This is a genomic window from Clostridioides sp. ES-S-0001-03 (assembly GCF_020676075.1).
Taxonomy (GTDB): domain Bacteria; phylum Bacillota; class Clostridia; order Peptostreptococcales; family Peptostreptococcaceae; genus Clostridioides.
Window position 1 is genome coordinate 1 of the sequence record NZ_JACVWJ010000005.1, and the last position, 22,793, is coordinate 22,793.

At 27.1% G+C, this 22,793-nt stretch carries 20 protein-coding genes; 1 reads left to right on the plus strand and 19 read right to left on the minus strand.

Translation table 11 applies throughout. From position 1 onward, the window contains the following. Positions 1 to 265 precede the first annotated feature (265 nt). The 19 genes from IC174_RS11120 to IC174_RS11210 form a co-directional block, all read right to left on the minus strand. Positions 266 to 1,240 carry a glycoside hydrolase family 73 protein gene (locus IC174_RS11120; protein WP_227482915.1) on the minus strand — a complete coding sequence of 325 codons (975 nt, stop codon included), beginning with the start codon at positions 1,238 to 1,240 and terminating at the stop codon, positions 266 to 268. Between the two features lie 121 nt (positions 1,241 to 1,361). After that, positions 1,362 to 2,471 (minus strand): non-hydrolyzing UDP-N-acetylglucosamine 2-epimerase, encoded by a 1,110-nt coding sequence (gene wecB / locus IC174_RS11125; protein WP_227436609.1) that lies wholly within the window; start codon positions 2,469 to 2,471, stop codon positions 1,362 to 1,364. Positions 2,472 to 2,528: 57 nt separating this feature from the next. Then, positions 2,529 to 3,614: a glycoside hydrolase family 113 gene (locus IC174_RS11130; protein WP_227436611.1), complete on the minus strand. Its 1,086-nt coding sequence runs from the start codon at positions 3,612 to 3,614 to the stop codon at positions 2,529 to 2,531. Positions 3,615 to 3,651: 37 nt separating this feature from the next. Further along, positions 3,652 to 5,733, minus strand: a complete 2,082-nt coding sequence (locus tag IC174_RS11135) for a cellulose biosynthesis cyclic di-GMP-binding regulatory protein BcsB (RefSeq protein ID WP_227482916.1) — start codon at positions 5,731 to 5,733, stop codon at positions 3,652 to 3,654. Between the two features lie 22 nt (positions 5,734 to 5,755). Further along, positions 5,756 to 7,012 (minus strand): glycosyltransferase family 2 protein, encoded by a 1,257-nt coding sequence (locus IC174_RS11140; protein WP_227482917.1) that lies wholly within the window; start codon positions 7,010 to 7,012, stop codon positions 5,756 to 5,758. 49 nt (positions 7,013 to 7,061) lie between these two features. Then, the gene (locus tag IC174_RS11145; RefSeq protein ID WP_227482918.1) at positions 7,062 to 8,726 is read right to left on the minus strand and encodes a DUF2334 domain-containing protein; all 1,665 of its coding nucleotides are present in this window, start codon (positions 8,724 to 8,726) and stop codon (positions 7,062 to 7,064) included. Beyond that, positions 8,716 to 9,564 (minus strand): diguanylate cyclase domain-containing protein, encoded by an 849-nt coding sequence (locus IC174_RS11150; protein ID WP_227436619.1) that lies wholly within the window; start codon positions 9,562 to 9,564, stop codon positions 8,716 to 8,718. The genes IC174_RS11145 and IC174_RS11150 overlap by 11 nt, the downstream gene beginning before the upstream one ends. 340 nt (positions 9,565 to 9,904) lie before the next feature. Beyond that, positions 9,905 to 10,957 carry an ABC transporter substrate-binding protein gene (locus IC174_RS11155; RefSeq protein ID WP_227482919.1) on the minus strand — a complete coding sequence of 351 codons (1,053 nt, stop codon included), beginning with the start codon at positions 10,955 to 10,957 and terminating at the stop codon, positions 9,905 to 9,907. Continuing rightward, on the minus strand, positions 10,957 to 11,631 hold the full coding sequence (locus IC174_RS11160) for an ABC transporter permease (RefSeq protein ID WP_227436781.1): 675 nt from the start codon (positions 11,629 to 11,631) through the stop codon (positions 10,957 to 10,959). The genes IC174_RS11155 and IC174_RS11160 overlap by 1 nt, the downstream gene beginning before the upstream one ends. Positions 11,632 to 11,735: 104 nt before the next feature. Next, positions 11,736 to 12,572: an ABC transporter permease gene (locus IC174_RS11165; protein WP_227436623.1), complete on the minus strand. Its 837-nt coding sequence runs from the start codon at positions 12,570 to 12,572 to the stop codon at positions 11,736 to 11,738. A 1-nt stretch (position 12,573) separates the two neighbouring features. Then, positions 12,574 to 13,617 (minus strand): spermidine/putrescine ABC transporter ATP-binding protein, encoded by a 1,044-nt coding sequence (gene potA, locus IC174_RS11170; RefSeq protein ID WP_227436625.1) that lies wholly within the window; start codon positions 13,615 to 13,617, stop codon positions 12,574 to 12,576. An 18-nt stretch (positions 13,618 to 13,635) separates the two neighbouring features. Further along, a complete protein-coding gene (locus tag IC174_RS11175) occupies positions 13,636 to 14,175 on the minus strand; it encodes a helix-turn-helix domain-containing protein (protein WP_021383760.1) in 540 nt (179 codons plus the stop codon). Between the two features lie 430 nt (positions 14,176 to 14,605). Further along, positions 14,606 to 15,295 carry a hypothetical protein gene (locus tag IC174_RS11180; RefSeq protein ID WP_227482920.1) on the minus strand — a complete coding sequence of 230 codons (690 nt, stop codon included), beginning with the start codon at positions 15,293 to 15,295 and terminating at the stop codon, positions 14,606 to 14,608. Positions 15,296 to 15,601: 306 nt separating this feature from the next. Further along, complete coding sequence (locus IC174_RS11185) at positions 15,602 to 16,267, minus strand: amino acid ABC transporter permease (RefSeq protein WP_227482921.1); 666 nt, start codon at positions 16,265 to 16,267, stop codon at positions 15,602 to 15,604. A gap of 9 nt (positions 16,268 to 16,276) precedes the next feature. After that, positions 16,277 to 17,077, minus strand: coding sequence for a transporter substrate-binding domain-containing protein (locus tag IC174_RS11190; RefSeq protein WP_227482922.1), 801 nt, complete (start codon positions 17,075 to 17,077; stop codon positions 16,277 to 16,279). A 418-nt stretch (positions 17,078 to 17,495) separates the two neighbouring features. Continuing rightward, the gene (locus IC174_RS11195) at positions 17,496 to 19,376 is read right to left on the minus strand and encodes a CotH kinase family protein (protein ID WP_227482923.1); all 1,881 of its coding nucleotides are present in this window, start codon (positions 19,374 to 19,376) and stop codon (positions 17,496 to 17,498) included. A gap of 16 nt (positions 19,377 to 19,392) precedes the next feature. Then, positions 19,393 to 20,067 (minus strand): DUF4956 domain-containing protein, encoded by a 675-nt coding sequence (locus tag IC174_RS11200; protein ID WP_407812130.1) that lies wholly within the window; start codon positions 20,065 to 20,067, stop codon positions 19,393 to 19,395. Positions 20,068 to 20,144: 77 nt separating this feature from the next. Continuing rightward, complete coding sequence (locus IC174_RS11205; protein WP_227436630.1) at positions 20,145 to 20,834, minus strand: polyphosphate polymerase domain-containing protein; 690 nt, start codon at positions 20,832 to 20,834, stop codon at positions 20,145 to 20,147. Positions 20,835 to 21,177: 343 nt separating this feature from the next. After that, positions 21,178 to 21,765, minus strand: a complete 588-nt coding sequence (locus IC174_RS11210) for a LysE family transporter (RefSeq protein WP_227436633.1) — start codon at positions 21,763 to 21,765, stop codon at positions 21,178 to 21,180. A gap of 106 nt (positions 21,766 to 21,871) precedes the next feature. Between IC174_RS11210 and IC174_RS11215 the strand changes: the two genes are divergently transcribed. Further along, positions 21,872 to 22,759: a LysR family transcriptional regulator gene (locus IC174_RS11215; RefSeq protein WP_227436635.1), complete on the plus strand. Its 888-nt coding sequence runs from the start codon at positions 21,872 to 21,874 to the stop codon at positions 22,757 to 22,759. Positions 22,760 to 22,793: the final 34 nt, after the last annotated feature.

The window sequence follows — 22,793 nt, forward strand, 5'->3', positions numbered from 1 at the left end:
AGCCAGGATCAAACTCTCAAATAAAAGTTTATCAGGCTCAGATACTATTGTTATCTAAATATCTGGCTTTATGGTTTGTTTCTTGTTTTATAAATTAACCTACTGTTTAATTTTCAAAGTTCATTTTGTTCTCTTTCGAGTACAGTAATAATAATATCACCTTTCAAATAACAAGTCAATACATTTTTTTATGTTTTTTTACATTTTTTCTATTCTTTTGTATAAAACAAATTTATCTTGTTACACTTTCATGTAGAATTAATCCTTATTTTGTTTCCACTTTATTATCTATTAATTGTAAGTTATAGCTTCTAATAACCTCTATTAGTAGTTCTGCATATATACGATTCCCACTTTTATCTTCAGCTGTACTATATCCAGCATCTTCTAATGCTTGTGCCTGACTAATATAGTCTTTTGCTTCAAACAATCCATTTTTTCTATACCTTTTATTATTTACTAAAAATAAACCATGGTCTTTTACAGAGTCCTCTAATGAACCATATGACCTAAAACTTGCTACAATTTTTTCATTATAATGTTCAGAAGTTGAAATTGCTACACTTTTTCCCTTCCACGCTTTATCTGCCTTTATACCAAATAAATTATTACTTTGCTTTGTAAGTTTAGAATTGCCCCACCCAGATTCTAATATTGCTTGTCCAATTGTTATAGATGGTAATATACCATAATCGATATACTCTCTTATAGCTGAGTCTTCTAATTTCTTTATAAACTTAATTTTTTCATCACTATCTTTTAGTTCCTTATTTCCAAGATATGTGTATTCTAAATCCTTCATGTATTTTTTTGCTCTACTTTTTTGAGAAGCGTCAAATTTCAATTCATTCAATACTTTCTTAAACTTTTTTACCTTGTATACTTTTTCTCCTTTATCATTTTTGTCTTCTACTATAAATTTTTCACCAACATTTAATGTATCTTTCTTTTTTATATTACTTAAATCTTCATCATAAATTACCATATCTATAGCAAGTAACTCCTTCCAGCTTAATTGAACTTTTCCGCCCCCTGCTTCATCAGCTACATCCATATAGTATTCAATTTTAGTAGTTTTTATATCTCTTACCTTATATAAGTCTTCAAAATATTTTGTTATATTAAAAACAGCTATTATACTTGCTATTATAAACACAGTAATAAGTATCTTCTTAAATACAAGCTTTAACCTTCTTACAGCTTTATTTTTGCCTAAATTTTTTATACATTTTCTAGCCATATTATTCCCCCTTGCTAATTGTATTCCTTATCTTATCATAATTTTTATATTAAGTCGTTATATTTTAATTCTGTCTTATATAAAATTTAAATTAAGCTAACAAAAGCTAATTTAAGTATCTTCAATTAAATTTTTTTACTATTATATCCACTATATACTTGCTTGCATTTCCATCCCCATATGGATTTGAAGCTTTACTCATTTGAATATAATTATTTCTATTTGTTAATAATTGTTTTACAGAATTATATATATTTTCTTCATTTGTACCTATTAATTTAAGTGTTTTTGCTTCAATTCCTTCTATTCTTTCTGTCTTTTTTCTTAACACAAGTACTGGTTTCCCTAGCGATGGAGCCTCTTCTTGTATTCCACCACTATCAGTCATTATCATATATGATTTGTTTAAAAAATTGTGAAAATCAACTACCTCCAAAGGCTCTATAATGTGAATTTTTTTAGTGTTTTTCCCAAATACTTCACTGGCTATACTACGTATTTCAGGATTTAAATGTATAGGATATACTACCTGTACATCTTCAAATTCATCTACTATTCGCTTTACAGCTCTAAATATATTTCTCATAGGTTCTCCTAAGTTTTCCCTCCTATGAGAAGTCAATAAAATCATTCTGTCATCACCAAGCTTATCCATTATAGGGTGAGTATAATTTTCTCTTATTGTCATCTTTAATGCATCAATTGCAGTATTGCCTGTTACAAATATATTGTCTTCAGACTTTCCTTCTGAAATTAGGTTTTGTTTTGCCAAATTAGTAGGAGCAAAGTGTATATCAGCAATAATTCCTGTAAGTTGTCTATTTAGTTCTTCTGGAAATGGAGAATATTTATCATAAGTTCTAAGTCCTGCTTCTATATGACCTACTAGAACTTTACTATAAAATGCAGTTAAACTAGTAGCTAGAGTTGTCGTTGTATCTCCATGTACTAAGATTACGTCTGGCTTTTCTTTATCTATAATCATGGGAAGTTCATTTAAAACTTTACATGTTATATCATTTAAACTTTGCCCTTTTTTCATTATGTCTAAATCATAGTCTACATTTATATTGAAAGTTTCTATAACCTGGTCAAGCATTTCTCTATGTTGTGCTGTCACACACACAATACTTTTTATATGCTCTCTTTTTTCAAGTTCCTTAATTAAAGGAGCTACTTTGATAGCTTCAGGTCTAGTTCCAAATACAGTCATAACCTTGATGTCATCCATTTATATCTCTCCTAATCAACTATTTATATACTATAATTGTCTATTTATATAACAAATTTATTTATACCAAGATTTAATAATCTTTATACTCTCTTTTGATGGATAAAAGTTTTTTTCTTCATCAATTTTACCTACACAAAACACAGAAAAACCATTTATCCAATCCTCTTTTTCAAAAACTCTCCTATATGCTTCAAAGCATCTCGCTTGTTCTTCATCATTTATAATTTCTGAAGGAACATGATTCCATGGTTGAGAACTTGCATTTTCTCTATTTGAAAAGCCTAATTCTCCAAAAAATATCGGTTTACGATGAACCTTATAAAGATTATATAGTTCTTCTTTTATATTTTGTCCTCTATTATTCACAGTAGATGAATGTAAAGCAGAAACCAATTCATCAACTGTATTGACAGATTTATCACTTAACTCAAAATACGCTGCTATGGATATAAAGTCTAACTTATCAAAAAAATTATTATTTAGTTTTTGTTCATAAGATAATTTACTATTTAAATCACCTTTTCTTGTATACCACCAATTAGTTCTATATGTTACAAGACCATCAAATTTTGATTGTACAAAATCTATTATTTCACCCCAATTTTGTTGATATTCTTCTAGGTATACAAAATTAGAGCCTACATTTAAAACCTTTACATCCAATGGATTTGCTACATCTTCTATAAGTTCATTTAATACAGTATTTTGCCAGTTATAAAAAAATCTTTTTTTATTCATAGGATTCCAATCTGTCTCATACAACTCTCCATTTTTTATCCATGGATATGCTTCCAATATTGTGGAAATACCCTGCTTGTTTAATTTTTTTATTAGTTTGATTGCCTTTTTTTTGCTATTAGTATCTATTGACATGATATCAGAATTAATATCATCTACAGTTATAACTATAGGTACATTTATTGTATTCAATCCTAGCTTATCTATATCCTTCATAACTTGATTTATTTCATAATCTATAGATAAATTGGCTGATTTAATCTTGCCCTCATACTGGCTATCTACTAAACTTCTATTTTTTAATTCAATATTTACAAAATAAATTATAAATACAAAAGTTAAAATAATTCCTAAGATTAAAATATTTTTCTTAAATTTAAATTTGTTTATATTTTTATTCAAATCATATACCTCATTTTAAAATAATAAGTTTACTGTATTATCTTCTTTTATATTTCTTGATAAATAATATTGATAGAATTATAGCTACAGTTATAACAATAAAAGAAACAACAAAAAAAACTTTAGCTGTTTTACTTATATTCAATTCTCTACTTGAATCTTTTATTTCTTTATTTATTTTTGTATTGTAATTTAAATCTTTTACTTCTCCATATTCATCAATTGTTAGTGTATCTCCTTTTAAATCATTGCCTTGACTTTTATTTAATAAATAATCCATTCCTAAATATAAATTTTTTTCATCTATTGAGCTGATTACCATAATATTTCTTTGATTATTGTAAGGTGATTTTATCAATTGTATTGATGAAATGTTTTTACCATAATCGTCAATAAAGCTTATCTTATCATTTGATAAAAAGTTAGAATAGTTTTTATTGAACTTTACATTTAAGTTGCTATTTATCATCTTTATAACAGAGTTGTTAAGTGGTACTCCAAAAACTATAATATTCGCATCTTTATATTTATTGATAAACTCTTTTCCTCTAATTACATTTATGTTTCCTTCATGTGAACTAATATTTGCACCTAAATTAACACCTAGTCTGGACATCCATGTCATTGCTTGAGACCCAGAATAATCTGGCATTATTACAGTTAAATCATTAAACTTATCATTCTTAACAAATGGATATGGATAACTTTCAAAATTCAGTGACTGATTTTCTTTTGTCGATAATTCCAAGTAAGAACTATTTGACACGTATGCCCAAGGATTATTACTTTCTCTTGTAACACAATTTAAATTTTTTATATTTAAATTAAACACCAACTTAACTTGATAGTAATTTTTATTATCTATATCTTTAGGTATTTTTAATTCTAGCTTGTCATTGTCTGAATATGCTCTATCTAATTTTTTACTTCCTACAACAACATCATTTATATATACTGTAACTAATGACTTGTCAAAATCCAAATTATCAGAATATCTTAAATTTAAAACAATCTTTGAACCATTATTTAACTTTCTACCTTTTGGTATTCTAACATCAAATAAAGCTTGTTGACTAAATGCACCTTCCAATAAAATATCTGCATATCCTAATTCTTCTAAAGTCATATGTCCTAAATTTAATTCTTGTTCACCATCAATCTTTATATTAGTATCTTTATTTACAAGTATTGATGATGATAGAATTTGATTAGAAAGTCTATTGTCTATCAATACTTTAGATGCTTTTATTAAATCTTCTTCATTACTACCTATTACCACCAGCATCTTCTTATTATTGTTATACGGAGAATTTATCTGCTTAATTATACAATTTGAAGATAATAAAGTTTGTTCCTTTGCACTTAGAATATTCAAAATTTCTTCTGCTGTATTTTCAGGTTTACCAATGTATATAATGTTATCATCTGACCAGTTCTTCATTTCTGAATATAATTTAACGTCAAACTGTAACTTATCGTTCTGTGTTATTTTTCCAAATTCTGATGCTAAATTAAACACAGCTGTAGATTCACCTCTACTCATATTATCTGGAACTACTAAAGTTGTATCTAATTTAAAATTTTCTTCAATTTCTATATATGGATATGGATACTCATTTATTGAATTGCCCAATTTTTTCTGCTTATATCTAATTGATGTATAAGATTCCTTATGAATAACCATCCAGTTTCCAGTGTTAGAATCATCCTGACATATTTTGTCAGATATTGTTTTATATGCTTTTACTTTTATTTCATTATATCCTTGTATTATATAATCTTTAGGTATTGATACTTTTAATGTATCTTTATAATCTTTTTTGGCATTTAGTTTAATCGATTTTATTGGTACATTATTTATTAAGATAGTTAAACTTGAAACATCTCCATTTAATATTTGACTCTTACTAAAATTAAGATTAAATAATACTTCCTCAACATCCCAATTTTTGTTTACTTCAAAAAAAGTACTATTGCTACCTATAACTCCATCAATAGTTACATCTCTTTCAAACTTATAATTTTTGACTTTGGTTTCATCAGCTTTTACTTCATCTACAAATGCGATATTTGAAAAAAACAATACTAAAGATACAATTAATACAACAAATTTTTTCATGTTAATACCTCCTGTACATGAATTAAAATCTTTCCGTTTTATACCATTTAACTTCTCTTTTGAAAATTATATCTTTTAAATACTCTACCATTCCTTTTATAGCAACAAATAGCCATAGTTGAGAATATGTAAAATACATAAGTGCTACTATAAATATATTCTCAATTGTAGCCTCACCTTTTTCTATAGTTAAGCTTATACTCACTTCTATGATAAATAAAATGTATGATAGTATCCATATTATAATAAAGTTGATTGGAATAGAAATCTCTATTAATTTAAATATACTTAAAACAAATAAAATATCTGAGATAATAACAGATGTTAAAAATAGAAAATATACAGAAAAAAAGTAGGCTATATCAAATACAATTTTATTTTTACCTTGTTTAAATATATTTTTTATATATTTCATTAAAACGTATATATTCCCTTTTGCCCATCTGGTCCTTTGCTTCATCCAAACTTTAATAGTTTCTGGTTCCTGTTCCCATGTTATCGACTGTGGCACAAGCTTTATTTTATATCCTAACTTATATATTCTAAAGCTAATTTCTGTATCTTCTGCAATTGCTTTGCTATCCCATCCCCCAATTTCTTCTATAATATTTTTTCTCAATATAAAGTTAGTTCCTGGTATTGTACATAAATTAAATAATTGCCATCTACCAGCTTGAGACATCCATTGAAAGCTTAAGGTTTCAATATTTATAAATTTCGTCAATAGATTTTTACTTTTATTTCTAGTTCTAAACTTTCCAATAACAGCACCTAATTCATCATCTAGAACTATTGTTTGTATTAAATACCTAAGTGCATCTCTATCTGGGGTGTTATCTGCATCATATACTGCTATAAACTCTCCTTTTGAAATTTTATATCCAATATTTAATGCATTTGATTTTCCCTTACCTCCAGTCATGCTATCTGTATTTATAATAGTAAAATTATAGTTTTTATATTTACTCTTTATGCTTTCTAAAATTTCTCTACTATTATCAGAAGAGTTGTCATTTATCACAATAAGTTCCATTTTATCTTTAGGATAATTAAGTAGTAATAAAGATTCCACAGTCCTACCTATCACCTTTGCTTCATTATGAGCAGGAACAAGTATTGATACCACTGGATATCTATCAATTTTTTTTATTTTTTTATCAAAGTTCTTAAAATAAAATAGATATCCTCCCATAGCTAAAACTATATTTATAAGTAGTAAAGACCATATACTAAATAAACTAAATATAAATAGATACTCTGATACATTTAATCCTCTCATAAAATTCACCTAAAATCTTTTTAAATATTAGCACTTCATCTAAACTTTTTTATTTTAAAAATTTCTTTTTATCTATTTTTTTAAAATATATAAATATAATTACAAAAACTAAAACACTTATAGATACTATTGATATTAAAATTTTGCTGATTTTAGATATAGATTTAAACCTAGTTTCATCTTCTTTATTTTTTTCTAAATTTCTATCATAGTTGACTTTAATTTCATTACCATTATTTCTTATTTGTATCTCATCAACCTTTACCCAATTATCAAAATCTCTTAAATCCAAAAACTCTATATTTTGTTTTTCTAGGTATTCTATTGTATCTTTCAAATATTTTATATCTAAATACGAATGAAAGAAAAAACCACCACTAAAACCTCTGACAATAGATAGTGTATCTAAATTTTCTTTTATGTTTTGAAAAGTAAGTTTATCTTCTGGGTCTATATATCCCAAATTTTCAGGAATGAATATGTTAAATTCTTCTGTATCCCTAATTACATATGGATACGTATTTGTGCTAAATTTTTTATCATTATTTTGATGTTGCCCTACATAAGTAGAAAAATATTTTTTTAATTCTTTATATCCTTCAGATTCTATTGCATAATGAGGAGCTTCAAATGCAAGAGGATAAATTCCATTTTCTATACATATTCTAAGCCCTTTTAAAACCCTATCTTTCACAAAAATTGTCATATTTTCTTTTAATGGCTCATCTTTTTCCCCATCCCAAAATTCATATCCTTCTCCAGAAACTTCTTCATTTTTATATTTATGTGTGTATCCATGTAATATCACTGTACCACCCTTATCTTGCATATATTTTACTGCTTTAACAATCTCAGGGCTTTCTGATAAAGTCGTTATCTTATGATTTTTAGGATTTACATAAGCTGGTATCAAAGCAATTGTAAATGGTATATTCTTATTGCTTAAATAATCAGCTATTTTTATTAATTCTTTTGGTTCTCTAAATGCATGTACATCTTCTATTCTTACGAATATACGACCTTTATTGAAAGTTTTAACATTAAACACATCATTTAGTGAATCACAAAATATATAAAATAAAACACCATCTAAATCCAACTTTGACACATAGAAAAGATTTTTATCATTTACAATATACGGATATTCATTTACTGTATCACTAATAGTTCCTATAATTTTATTGTTTTTATCTGTTGATTTTACAATATTAAATAAATAGTGTTCCTCCAAGTTATACTCTTTACCTTTATAGGTTACACTGTTTATATTATTTGTTTTTTTTACATATTCTAAGTTATATTTCTTATATTCCAACAGATTTTCTATACCATGCCCTAACCAGCAGATGACTCCTTTATAGGAATCTAATGAATTAATTAAGGTGTTAGTTTTTTCATCATTACTATATGAATTTTCATTTATTCCTATAATAAATATATGACTATAATAAGTTTCATTTATCTCATTATCATAGTTGCTTAATTTTAATAACTCTATATTTGAGCTAAATCTACCTAATAGAGTCCTCACAATTTTCAAGATATCTCGATTGTAAGATGTTTCTTTCTTAGAATCATAAATAACCAGTACCTTATTTGTATTAGAATAAGTCTCTACCGCATATGAGCATATATTAAAATTTGACATTATCAATACTATTAAAAGCACAATTAACACTTTAGATAAATTTTTATTGTAAGTTTTAAACATCATACTGCAATTCCTCTTCAACCATATTCTTAAAATTTATACTGTCTCCAAAAGTATCTTTATACTCTAAAATTGCAATTTTCACATCTATATTTACATATCTTCCTTTATTATTTAAATCTAAGTTTAACTCTTTTATCCTCTTCTTTATTCTATCTCTAACAACTTTTGAGCCTTCTAATGCTGTGTTTGGCATCAGTATTCCTATCATATCTTTTTGTAAACTGTATATTATATCTTCATTTCTTGTACATTCCACAATATTTGAACTAATATATTTTACTATTTTGTTAGTTTTACTTTCACCAAATATAGTCTGTAGGTTTTCATAATATGGTAATTTTACTATCATAAGAGAAAAAGTAGTAGTATATCTGACTGACTTACTTATTTCCATATCTACATCATTATAAAAAATTTTTAAGTTTCTAAGCCCAGTTTCATTATCTATAGTTACTAGTTCCTTATATTGTTCAGTTAATTTTATATTTGTAAGTTGTAATTCATTTATGTTTTTATTTATGTTCCCCATTATAATTGAAGATATTGGTATTGCTATTATCCATATATATGATATAAACTCAACATCTATATTGTGAGTAATATTGTTATATAAAATATAGGATGTATATATAAATATAGTTATTGAACTTGTTATTAAACCAACTACTGAGTTTGATAAATAAGTTAACATTATTATAAAAAAAATAACTGATAACATTATAAATACATTCAGTTTATTTTCTGTTCTAATAGATAGTATTACTATCCCAACAATTAAAAATATAAAAACAAACAAACTTAACATTAATAAATCTATCTTTTTATTTGTCCCATTCATTTTTTATAAATTTACACCTCCAATTATTTTATTAAGTTGCCCATTTTTTCTAATTATTATTAAAATCAATATGTAAATAATTTTTTAAATTAATAAAAATAAATTAAATTATATATATAAATAAATAATAAAAAAACAAGCAAATATTTAAGATTAATGCTATCTATTTGCTTATCTTTAAAATAATTATCATGTATGTATTTATAGTAAATAAATTATATATATCTATAACATACACATATTTATGTATAAGCAAAAAAATAAAACTGTTCAATAATTAGAAAATAATTTCTAAATAAGAACAGTTTTATTAAGTAAATATTATTAAATAAATAATACTCTATTTTGATTTTAACTCTATCCAAGCCTTATCGTATAACTTGATGTTTTCACCAATATCTTCAAAAGTTTCACATTTAGCAAGTACATCCTTAGATGGATATGCAACAGGATTGCTAGTTATTTCTGGGTCCAATAACTTTAGTGCTCCTGTATTAGGTGTTGAATATCCAATATACTCAGCATTTACTTTTGCATTTTCTGGGTCTAGCAAGAAGTTTATAAATAACTCAGCTTCTTTTTTATTTTGTGCTGTTGTAGGTACACACATAGCATCCACCCACTTGTTTGTACCTTCTTTAGGTATAGCATAATCAAGGTCAGGATTTTGATCCATCAATGTAACTGCATCTCCAGAATACAACATCCCCATTGCAACTTCTCCACCTAATAATCTATCTTTTCCTTCGTCGTTTACATATGCTAAGACCAAATCCTTTTGCTTTATTAAAAGATTTTTTGCTTCATTTATTTCTTTTGGATTTACACTATTCATACTGTATCCTAATTTTTTAAGGGTTATCCCTATAGTATCTCTAACAGAGTCAAACATCATCATGTTTCCTTTATATTTTGGATTCCAAAGTATATTCCAACTATCTATAGGCTCTTTAACTTCTTTTTTATTATATAAGATTCCAAGAGTACCCCACATATATGCAACACTATATTCATTAGTTTCATCATATACAGGATTTAAAAAACTCTTATCTAAATACTTCATATTAGGTATATTTTTAAAATCTATTTTTTCCAAAAGACCTTCATTTTTCATTTTTTCCACCATATAATCTGATGGAAAAACTAAATCATAATGAGTGCTACCACTCTTAACCTTTTGATACATCATTTCATTAGTATCATAAGTTGAATACTGAACTTCTATTCCTGTTTCTTTTTCAAACTTATCTATAAGAGATTCATCTATATAATCACCAACATTATATACATTTAGAACCTTTGTAGAATCTGTTGACTTATTACATCCTGTAAATAAAGTTGCTGTAATCATACCTACAGTTATAAGGGATATTATTTTCTTAAACTTAATCATTATTTAGTCCCCCTTACTATAGATTCTTTTTTATTAGCCAATAGAAGTAATCCTAAAACCACCGCAAACATTATCGTTGATAATGCATTTATTTCAGGCTTTATACCTCTTCGAGCCATTCCATAGATTTCTATAGAAAGATTACTTACACCATTTCCAGCATTAAAGAAACTTATTATAAAGTCGTCTATTGACATAGTAAATGCAATCAAAAATCCAGAAACTATACCTGGTTTTATTTGTGGTAAAATTACTTTTCTAAGAGCATACATAGGTGTTGCTCCTAAGTCCATAGCTGCATCTTCTATATTATCAGGTAATTGCTTCATTTTTGGTAAAACTGAAAGTATAACATATGGCAAACAAAACATTATATGTGCTAATAACATTGTTGTAAAACCAAATTCCATTTTTACAAATACAAATAGACTCATAAGGGCTACTGCTGTAACTATTTCTGTATTTAAAATAGGAAGGTAGTTTACATTCAGTATTAATTTTTTACTCTTCCCTCTCATCTTATGTATTCCTATAGCACTTATAGTTCCTACTATTGTTGATATTACAGATGCTAATATAGCTATAACAACAGTGTAATATAAAGCACTCATTATACTTTCATTTTGAAGTAATTGACCATACCATTTCCACGTAAATCCATTCCATCTTGCCATTGATTTTGAATCATTAAAAGAAAATAGTACCAATGCAAATATGGGTGCATACAAAAATAAGAATACTAATGCTAAATATATATTAGAAGTTATTTTCTTTAATTTTAAAATAGTAACCCACCACCTTCTTTGTCAGATTCATCTCCAAATTTTGACATTATCGACATGGATATTAATATTACTATCATCATAAATATCGATATAGCTGAGCCAAAGTTCCAATCTCCAACAACTGTGAATTGTTGTTCAATTAAATCTCCAACTAACATTATTTTACCTCCACCTAGCAGTCTTGATATTGCAAAAGTAGTAACTGCTGGCATAAATACCATAGTTATTCCAGACATTACTCCAGGCAAACTCAAAGGAAATATAATTTTTCTAAATACTGTCATGTTATTTGCACCTAAATCATGAGCAGCATTTATTAAATCATTATCCATCTTTGAAAGTGCTGTATATATTGGAAGAACCATAAATGGTAAAAAGTTATATACCATACCTAAAAGTATAGCAACATTAGTATACAAAATTGCTAATGGCTGTATTCCAAACCATCCTAAAAACGTATTTAAAAGTCCATTTTTTCCTAATATAGCTACCCATGCATACGTTCTTAAAAGAAAATTCATCCACATAGGAAGAATAAACAACAGTATTAATGAACCTCTTCTACTTACATGAGCTTTTGAAATTATATATGCCACTGGATAACCAACTACAAGACATATCAATGTAGCTACTCCTGCTAAAAGAATAGAACGAGCAAATACTTTAATATATATAGGGTCTATTACTTCTTTATAATTCTCAAGTGTAAATGCATAACCTGTACTTGAGTCTTTTGTAAAACTGAAAAATACTACTAGTATTAAAGGAATTATTACAAATATCGCACTCCAAACTACATATGGATATGCTAAAAAAGATTTCTTCTTCATATTAGTTACTCTCTTTTCTCATTATATGGATGTCTTCTGGATATATGTCCATGCCTAGTTCTACTCCAACTTCAGCATTTTTAGTATTATGAAGTATCCACAATCTTCCATTTTCATTTAATTCTATTTCATAGTGCACTCCTTTAAATACTGTAGATGTAACTTTCCCCTTTAACATTCCTTCTTCTGGCTTTACCATTTTTATATCTTCTGGTCTTATTACTACTTCTATATTTTCATTTTTTTCAAATCCTTTATCTACGCACTCAAACTCTCTATTACAGAAATTTACTTTATAATCTTCCATCATAATTCCATCAAATATATTACTTTCACCTATAAACTTTGCTACAAATGAATTTTTAGGTTCATTGTATATATCTTGAGGTGTTCCCATTTGTTGTATTTTACCTTTATACATTACAACAATAGTATCTGACATAGTAAGAGCCTCTTCTTGGTCATGAGTTACAAACACAAATGTTATTCCTAATTTTTTTTGAATTCTTTTTAATTCTATTTGCATTTCTTGTCTTAATTTCAAATCTAATGCTCCAAGTGGCTCGTCTAGTAACAATACTTTTGGTTCATTAACTAAAGCTCTTGCTATTGCAATCCTCTGTTGTTGTCCTCCACTTAATGAGTCAACTTGTCGTCTTTCAAAGCCTTCTAGTGCAACAAGTTTTAAAACCTCTTTCACTTTAGCATCTATTACATCTTTTGGAGTCTTTTTAATTTTTAGTCCAAAAGCTACATTTTCATATACATCCATATGTGGAAATAAAGCATATTTTTGAAACACTGTATTTACTTGTCTTTCATATGGTGGCAAATTATTTATCTCTTTACTTTCAAATAAAACTTTACCATCATCAGCATACTCAAACCCTGCTATTATTTTTAATGTAGTAGTTTTTCCACATCCACTTGGTCCAAGTAAAGTTAAAAACTCATTTTTCTTTATATCTAAATTGAAATTATCTAAAACAGTAAGTTCCTCATAATGCTTAGATATATCTCTTAATTCTATTATATTTTCTACCACTTATTAAACACCTCTATTCTAAAATGATGGTGGCGTACTTACCCAAATCACTTTTGCTGTCGTTTTACCTTCGTTTGATATATAGTGATTTGCTCTTGGTCTAAAGTAAAAGCTTTCTCCTTTTTTTACCTTATTTTTCTTTTCGCCTATATGAACATATATTGAACCTGCTAATACATATCCAAATTCTTCACCTTCATGTGGCTTTTCTTCTTTATATTGTCCACCTGGATACAATGTTATTATTATTGGCTCCATTTCATTTTTTTGTGAATTTGGAATTAACCACTTTAATTTATATTTTAAATCTTCATCTTCAGTTTCAAACATGTCTTCTTTTGTAAAACTAATTCTTTCGTCATCTATTTCATTAAAAAATTCCCTTAAATTTGTACCTAATATCTCAAGTATATCTATAAGGGTAGCTATGGATGGTGATGTTAAGTTATTTTCTAGTTGAGAAATAAATCCTTTTGACAATTCACATCTATTAGCTAACTCTTCCTGGGTCAGTTGTTTTTCTGTTCTTAATCTTTTTATCTTTTCACCTATATCCATGTTGCACCTCCTAATTTTTGTTTTATTTTACTAAACATTTTGTTTACTAAACATTGAGTTTAAAATTTGTAAACAACATAGGTAATTATATATAAAATTTAGATATAATACAAGACTTTTTTGCTAATTTTTTTATTTTTTTAGTTAGAATAAATATAAGTATTTTAAAGGCTTTGAAAATACACAATTTGAATGTGTTTATATTAATATCTATAAAGTTTAGTATCTCTAATTATAAATAAATCAATTCATATAACATATATAAAAGCTTTTAAAGTCTTAGAATATGTTAAGTAAATAAAAAATTGCTAAAAATCTATATTTTATAGTTTTTTAGCAATCCATATCTTTTAATATTTGAAATTTTATATATTTACAAGAAAATTTTTATTTATAATTACTATATACTTCTAATTAATTCTTTATAGAGCTATTTAGCCATATTTTGAGTAGCAGGTTTTTTATCTCCGCTCACATACAATTTTATAAATTTTATATCATCTATTATAAATCTATGTTTGATTTTACTACAATCTAATTTAAACAAATTGAATAATATTTGTGTAAGATATCCTAGACCAAATGCACTTATTATAGTTCCTATGCCAACTTTTCCACCTAAGAAAAATCCAACTATTAATGCACCAACTTCTATAGTTCCTCTTATTAAGTTAAGTGATTTTCCTGTTTTCTTTTGAAGAGCAACCATCAAACCATCTCTGGATCCACTTCCTAGACCACTTCCCATGTAAAATACCATTCCAAGAGCTACAAGCCCCAAACCTAAAATTAACATAATTATTCCTATTAATACACTATCCGTCTTTGGAATTAAGTTAGTATATAGAAGTAAGTCCATAAAAAAGCCAATTAATAACATATTGAATACAGTTCCCCATCCTACATTTTCACCTAGAATAACATCAGCTATAACTACTATAGAGCCTACAATTATAGAGGCAGTCCCTATAGTTATTCCTACATGATTTGAAAGACCTTGATGAAACACATCCCAAGGAGATAAACCTAGGTTACAATTTATCGTCAATACTATACCAATTGAACATATAAATAGACCTAAAACCAGCTTTGAAAATTTCCATAATACTTTTTGTAACAAAATCTACCCCTCCTAAACATAATTTAACTACTCACCTTAAATACCAAAAGTCAGCAGTTTTCGTGCAAAAATCCTATCTTATAAATTTTATAATCTAACTCTATGATACATCATTTTATGCTAAATAACTACCATTTTATTACAATTTGGTTACAAATTTTCAGATTATTTTTTTGAAGAAATAATTTATGTTTTCTACAATTAAACACTATTTTTTCAATTTTATTTATAATTAAATAATAAAAGCTATTTAAACATATTTTATTATATTTAAATAGCTTTTATTTTATTATGGTAATATTATTGTTAGTATGCAGCATTTAGTTTTTCTTCTATTTTCTTTTGAATAAATCCAAATACAAATAATATGAACCAATACACAAATCCTGCTACTAAGAAAGCTTCTAGATATTTATATTTACTACCGCCATTATAATTTGCTGTTGCCATTATTTCTATTACCCCTATAGTAAAAGCTAGTGATGAACCCTTAATTAAATCTACAAAGTGATTAGACAATGCAGGTATAGCTACTCTTATAGCCTGTGGCATAACTATTCTTCTAAATATTTGTACATTTGTAAGTCCTATAGAAGCCCCTGCTTCATATTGTCCCCTATCAACAGAGGAAATAGCTCCTCTTATAGTCTCTGACATATATGCTGACATATTTACTGACAAAGCAATTATTATTGCAGTAAATGGAGACATTTCTACAAGTGCTGGAATAGCTCTTGGCAATCCAAAATATAATGCATACAATTGAACTAGCAATGGTGTGCCTCTAAAAATTGATGTATACACTTTGACAATTTGATTTAATACTTTAACCTCATTATAGCTTATCAATGCCATTACAATTGCTATCGCTAGAGATAGCGCTAGAGATATTAAAGCAATTATTATTGTTTCTTTAGATGCTATAAATATTTCTGGTAAAATTTTAAACATGAATGATATATCTAAACTCATAAAAGTCACCTATCTCTCAATTGTTATATCTTCCCCAAACCATTTTTTAGAAATTTCAGTAAGAGTTCCATCTTTTCTCATAGCTGTTATTGCTTCGTCAACTTTAGCTTTTAATTCTTTTGATTTTTCATCTTTTTTAAATGGATATGCATTTATCTCTTCATAGATAGGTTCTCCAACAGCTATAAAGTTTGAGCCAGCTTTTTTATTTCTAGCTGCTGTAGCTGAAACAGAAATTATTCTTGCATCAGATCTTCCAAGTTCAAGGCCTTCATATGAATCTGCTCCATCATTAAATACTAATTCCATTGAATTGTCTTTATTTTTTTCTTCCATTATAGCTCTTTCAGATGAGTTTGCACCAACCTCAACTTTCTTACCTTTTAAATCTTCAAGACTTTTTATCTTATCTTTATCTTCTGGTCTAATAGTTATCATTAAAGGATTATAAGCATATGGTACTGTGAAATCATATACTTCTTCCCTTTCTGGTGTTATACTTATTTGTTGAGCTGCTGTATCTGCTTTTCCACTATCTACCATACCAAGTAATCCACCTGTATCCCCATTGTTTACTTCATACTTAATTTCAGAATCTAATCTTTTCCCAATTTCATTCCATATATCAATTTCAAAACCTTGCATTTTCCCATCTTCTCTAAAATTAAATGGATAATACTTTGCTCCTGTAGCTACTGTAATAGTCTTCTTTTCTTCTTTTTCAGGCTCTTCTTTTGTTGAACAACCTATTGTTAATCCACAAATAACTAACCCTAATGTTAATAAGCTTAATGCTCTTTTCCAATACATTAAAATCCCTCCATACTTGATGATATTTTTATTTACATGAATTTAAACTTTATTTATATACCATAATTTAGTTTTATAATTTTTAAACTTACACATCACTCTTTACTTTAATATAAGTTAAATTTAAAACATTCATTTTTATGGATATTTCTACAAAATATAAATTTATTTTCCATTTACCCCAAAATAATCGTATTATACTTTTCATACTTTGTCTAATCGTTTTTTTCTATGTACTTTTTTAATAGAATTAAATTTTACTATATCATTGTAAAATTATAAATGTACGAAATTACAACGATTATTAATCTAACACTAATAAGAAAATACTTTTTATTAAAAACAAAGATATTAAAATAAAAAAAATACTGTTAAGTAGATATTTACTTAACAGTATCAATATTATTTGTATCTGAATCTATTTTGACTTTATAAATTTTCTTCGGTTTATCTTTGATACACCTACTAACATAACTGACATGATTATCATTGAAACTCCACCTAAAATTAATTTAGAGTATGTTGTTGTTTTATTCATAGAGTCGCCTCCTTTATTACCAAAACCCCCAGCTTCCTTTGGATTACCTTGACTTCTATCTATATTCATATCTCCATTTTTACCATTCATATCACCCTTATCCATATTTCCCATTCCTGGTGGTGTTTTACCATCCATGCCTTCAGGTGGCTCTGGCATGCCACTCATATTATCATCAGAATTTTCTGTGTCTTTACTTTCACTTGAACTATTATCATCAGAAGTTTCCTTAGTTGAAGAAGATTCTCCACTTAATTGAGCTTTTATAGTTTTACTCATATTTTCTGCAACTTCTAAAACTCCTGGTATTGACTTTCCACCTTTACCCATAGGCCCTCCTGACTTTTCATTAGTATCATCACCACTTTTATTGGTATTTGTATTATTCTCATTTTCACTATTATCTGTAGTGTTATTTTGAGTATCATTATCTGTATTAGTTTTGACTTTGCTTAATGTTAATTCAGCATTAACTTCTTTTTCATTACTTTTGTTTTCAAAACTATTATTTTCATTATTAAATTCTTTATTATTAGATTCTTTATCACCAAATCCCTTATTATCACTAGAGTCTTCAATTGAAGATGTTATATTTTTTTCAAATTCTTCATAAGTATAAAATGCTGTTGGGTCTTCTTTTACATATGATGCTATCAAGCCATGTAATTTTGTTGTCATATTTTCCAGATAATCTGAATCCAAGTACTTGGTTACTATTTCTTCTAGATATTCATGATACTTAGCTTTATATGTATCATTTTTTAATAATGCAGATATTAAAGGTCTATCTTCCAAATTACCTGTTGTAGGTTCATCAATAGCTATAGATTGACTACCTCCACCAAAACCACTAAATCCACCAAATGACATATTAAAGTCCCATGGCAACATAGAAAACACTCCATCTTGTTCATATAAATAGTAATTATGAGCGAAACTACCTTGATAACTATCAAGATTTAATAAAGCTGTACTTATTGCTATATTTTTGAGGACAGAATCTACATCAAGATATTTTTCAATATCCTCACCTGTATCTAAAGATTTTAGTAGTTTTGTAACTTTAGACCAATCAGCAGTTTTCTTGTCACTTTCAACGATTAGATTTGAATAACTATCTGGGTCATCACCCTCATATTGTAATGAGGCTCCTTCATCTGATTTGTATAGGTCTCCAGTTACATCTCCAAAATTATTTTCAAGATAAGATTCCTTTAACCCTTCTACTGCCAAATATAATCCATGATATTCACCATTTATAGAAACTTTAGCATATGCAAATTCTGGAGTAGCTAATCCCATCTCCTCACAGACACTATAAGTTAAAAATTCTCTCATATAAGATGGGTCAGAATAACAGTTATTAAGGTTTAATTGAGTAAGACCTTCCATACTTTGACTAGTATTATATTTATCGAAATTAATCTTATAGCTATATCTATCACTATCACTATTTGCTACAGATGTAAGACTTGAATTTCCTTTAGTTCTTATACCAACGTTTCCATATGTGTCTCCATTTACAGTTACTTTTGCAACTTTAAATTCTTCTTTTATAGCATTTTCATTCATATCTTCCAAGTCACTTTCATCTATTTCTATATTAACTTCCATAACCTTGTCTCTGTCAAAATATTTTTCAATATATACATTGCTATATAAATCAACATTTTTATTATCATATGTACTGTAAACTCCAACTACTGCACATAAAAATATAACCATAATTGAGATAAGAAGGGTAAATTTTTTATCTTTCATAAAAGATTACTCCTCTCTATGCTACATAGTCACCATTATAACTTACAAGAACTGCATTAGTAACTCCATCGACTTGGCTTAAGTCATTTATAAGACTTGTTTCTCCGTCTTTCATTCTTACTTCAAATACCAATTCTATACCTTTTTCTGGTGTAACACTTTTTGATTTTATTTGATATTTAGAAAATACTTTTTTAATTTTGTCAGTTGCAATATCTTCTGAATTCTCATTATTACAATTTACCATCAATATATATGGTGTTTCAGATATTGTTTTGTTTGAAAAGAATATTAGAATCAATCCCATGATTATTGAACCCATAACAGCTAATGGAATCAAACCTGCACCTAAAACTATGCCTGAGCCTAATGACCAAAATAGAAATACCAAATCCATTGGGTCTTTAATTGCTGTTCTAAATCTTACTATAGATAAAGCACCAACCATACCTAGAGATAAAACTACATTTGATGTAACTGCCAATATTACGAAAGTTGTAAGCATTGTAAGTGCTACAAGTGACACATTAAATGGTCGAGAATACATAATACCCATATAGGTTTTTTTGTAAATCATATATATAAACAAACCTACTAAAAATGCTGAACCTAGAGCTAAAGCACTATCTACAAATGAAAAACCTGATACATTTTCTATAAAACTTGATTTAAAAATATCGTTAAACGTCATAACTAAAATCATCCTTCCTATTTTTTAATTTTTTTATTTTATTTGGACGCTCTTTACCTAAAATTTGAATTTAAATCCTATATATACAATCTACTTGATGCATACTTTGAAACTGCTGTAGAAGTAGTTTTATTAATCTGAACCAAATCTTTTATAAAATCTGGTATAAACTCATCATATTTAACTTCTAATACAGTCATATTTTCATCAATAACTGATACTGTTGGCAATTCTTTATTGAATAAATTGACTGAATTTACAGAAGTCTTAATATTGCTATCGATTGTAACTCTTACATTTCCAAGTGGATAGACAAAAGCTTCTCTATCATAATCAACTATACTTTTTGCCTCCAATCTTTCACATTTTATTTTTAAATAAAATTCTCTTAATAAGCAGTTTGTCGATTCTTTTAAAAACTCAATGTCATTTTTTAATATCTTCTCTACTTCTTTTTTAGTTAAACTAGCTGACAGTTTTGATGTCATATTATAATGTTTTATTTTCTTCTCCAATTTTATATAAGAAAGGTCATTATTATAAAATCTTATTCTAAACTTTTCTCTCATTGCAACTCCATTTAACTTATCTAAAAGTGCTTTATCTTCAGGAGTGTCAAAATATAAACTTCTGATAAGATACTTTCCATCTTTTGATGCATTTCTATCTTTTTTCATTATTGGATAAAGCCTTGATTTTAAAGCTAGGACATCAGCTTCAGTTATTTTATGTTTCATCTCAAATCTATAGTTTAACTTCTTATCCATTATTATCACCTCTCAATTCATTTAACTATGTTTGATTTATTTTATATTTAGAGTATACTTCACTTGACTTTGTTAAATCTCCGTAAAATAAGTGCATCTTTATGGCATATATGTGGCAAACAAGATTAAGCTGATGAGATTTCTATAAATTTATTAAATTTTATATGGTATTAGATTCTGTATAGTCAATGAATAGTTGTTTTAGAGGTAAAAAAAAGAAGATGTTATTTATAGATAAATTAAATATTTCAAATAAAAAATCAAGTTTCTTATTCAAAATGATATAATCCATAATTCCATCTTCTAAATTTATAATACTAAATAATTAAATTTATATGCTTAATTATGTTAAAATTAGTTTTACTGCACTCCAAACAAGTACTAGTGCCATAATAATATTAATTACTTTATAATGCTTGTTTATATATTTTTGTAAAATACCTCCTGCTAGAGCCCATGTCAAAGTCCCAGATATGCCTACAATACTATTACAAACTGCTGCTGATAATAAATATTCAACTGACTGTGACACAGGTATTACATACCCTGTATATACAGTAATAGCAAATATTATAATTTTTACATTGACAAACTGCAAAATAAATCCAGTCCAAAAGGATTCTTTCTTCACATCACTATCATTGTTTGGTTTGCTCTTAGCTACTTGTATTGCTAACCAAATAATATAAAGTGCTCCTATGTACTTCATAATACCAGTAATCATTGGTATAAACTTTGATAATTCAAGGCATCCAAGAGCACATATAAACATAATACATATAAATCCCATACTAATTCCTATAACCACTGACTTTCCTTTTTTCCATCCATTATTACTAATTGTGTTTAATGCAAGAATATTATTAGGTCCTGGTGTAAAACCTGTAACAAATGCGTATGGTAAAAAAGACAATAAAACTTCACTCAACACTTGTAATCACTCTCCTTTTATATTATAATACTATAAATCAAACAATAAAAAAAATCGAAATATTTAAATCTATACTTCAATTATATTGAATGAAATGAGGATGAGCATGTATTTTAAATACCTACAAACTTTTAAAACCATAATAGAAGAAGGTAGTTTTTCTAAAGCAGCAAATAAACTCAATTACACACAATCAACAATAACATTCCAAGTGCAACAGTTAGAACAAGAGCTATCTACACACTTATTTGAAAAGATAGGAAGAAAAATGGTTCTAACTAAAGCTGGCAAAAATCTAATACCTTATGTGGATGACGTTCTATGTTCTGTTGATAAAATGAAGAATTTTGGTACTGACTTGTCTGAGTTACGTGGTGATTTACATATCGCAATGGGAGAAACTCTTATTTGTTATAAAATACCTCCTATTTTAAAACGTTTTCATGAAATGGCACCAAATGCAAGGCTATTTCTTCGCTCAATGAATTGCTATGATATTAGAAATTCTTTGCTTGCAGGAAGCATTGATTTAGGAATATTTTATAAAGATATTGGAGGCTTGGGAAATTCTATTTCTACCTATACTGTTGGAGAATCACCTTTGACACTAGTTGCATCTCCAAAAGTAAAAAAACAATTCCCTGATTTTATTACTCCAAACCAAGAATTAGATATACCTTTCATAATAGATGAGCCAGCATGTATTTTTAGACAAATGTTTGAATCATATTTAAATGAAAAAAATATTACTCTAGACCATACGATTGAACTCTGGAGTATACCTACTATTAAAAATTTAGTAAAAAATGATATGGGAGTGTCATACCTTCCTACGTTTGCAGTAGAAGATGATTTGAAGACAGGAGAACTATGTGCAATAGATACAGAGTTAGATGATAGAAGCATTGTAGCAGTATGTGGCCATCATAAAAATAAGTGGATTAGTCCCCTTATGCAATTATTTATTGATTTAGTTGTTTCAAATGAAAAATAGATAGACTTATTTAAAATAAGTCTATCTATTTCTT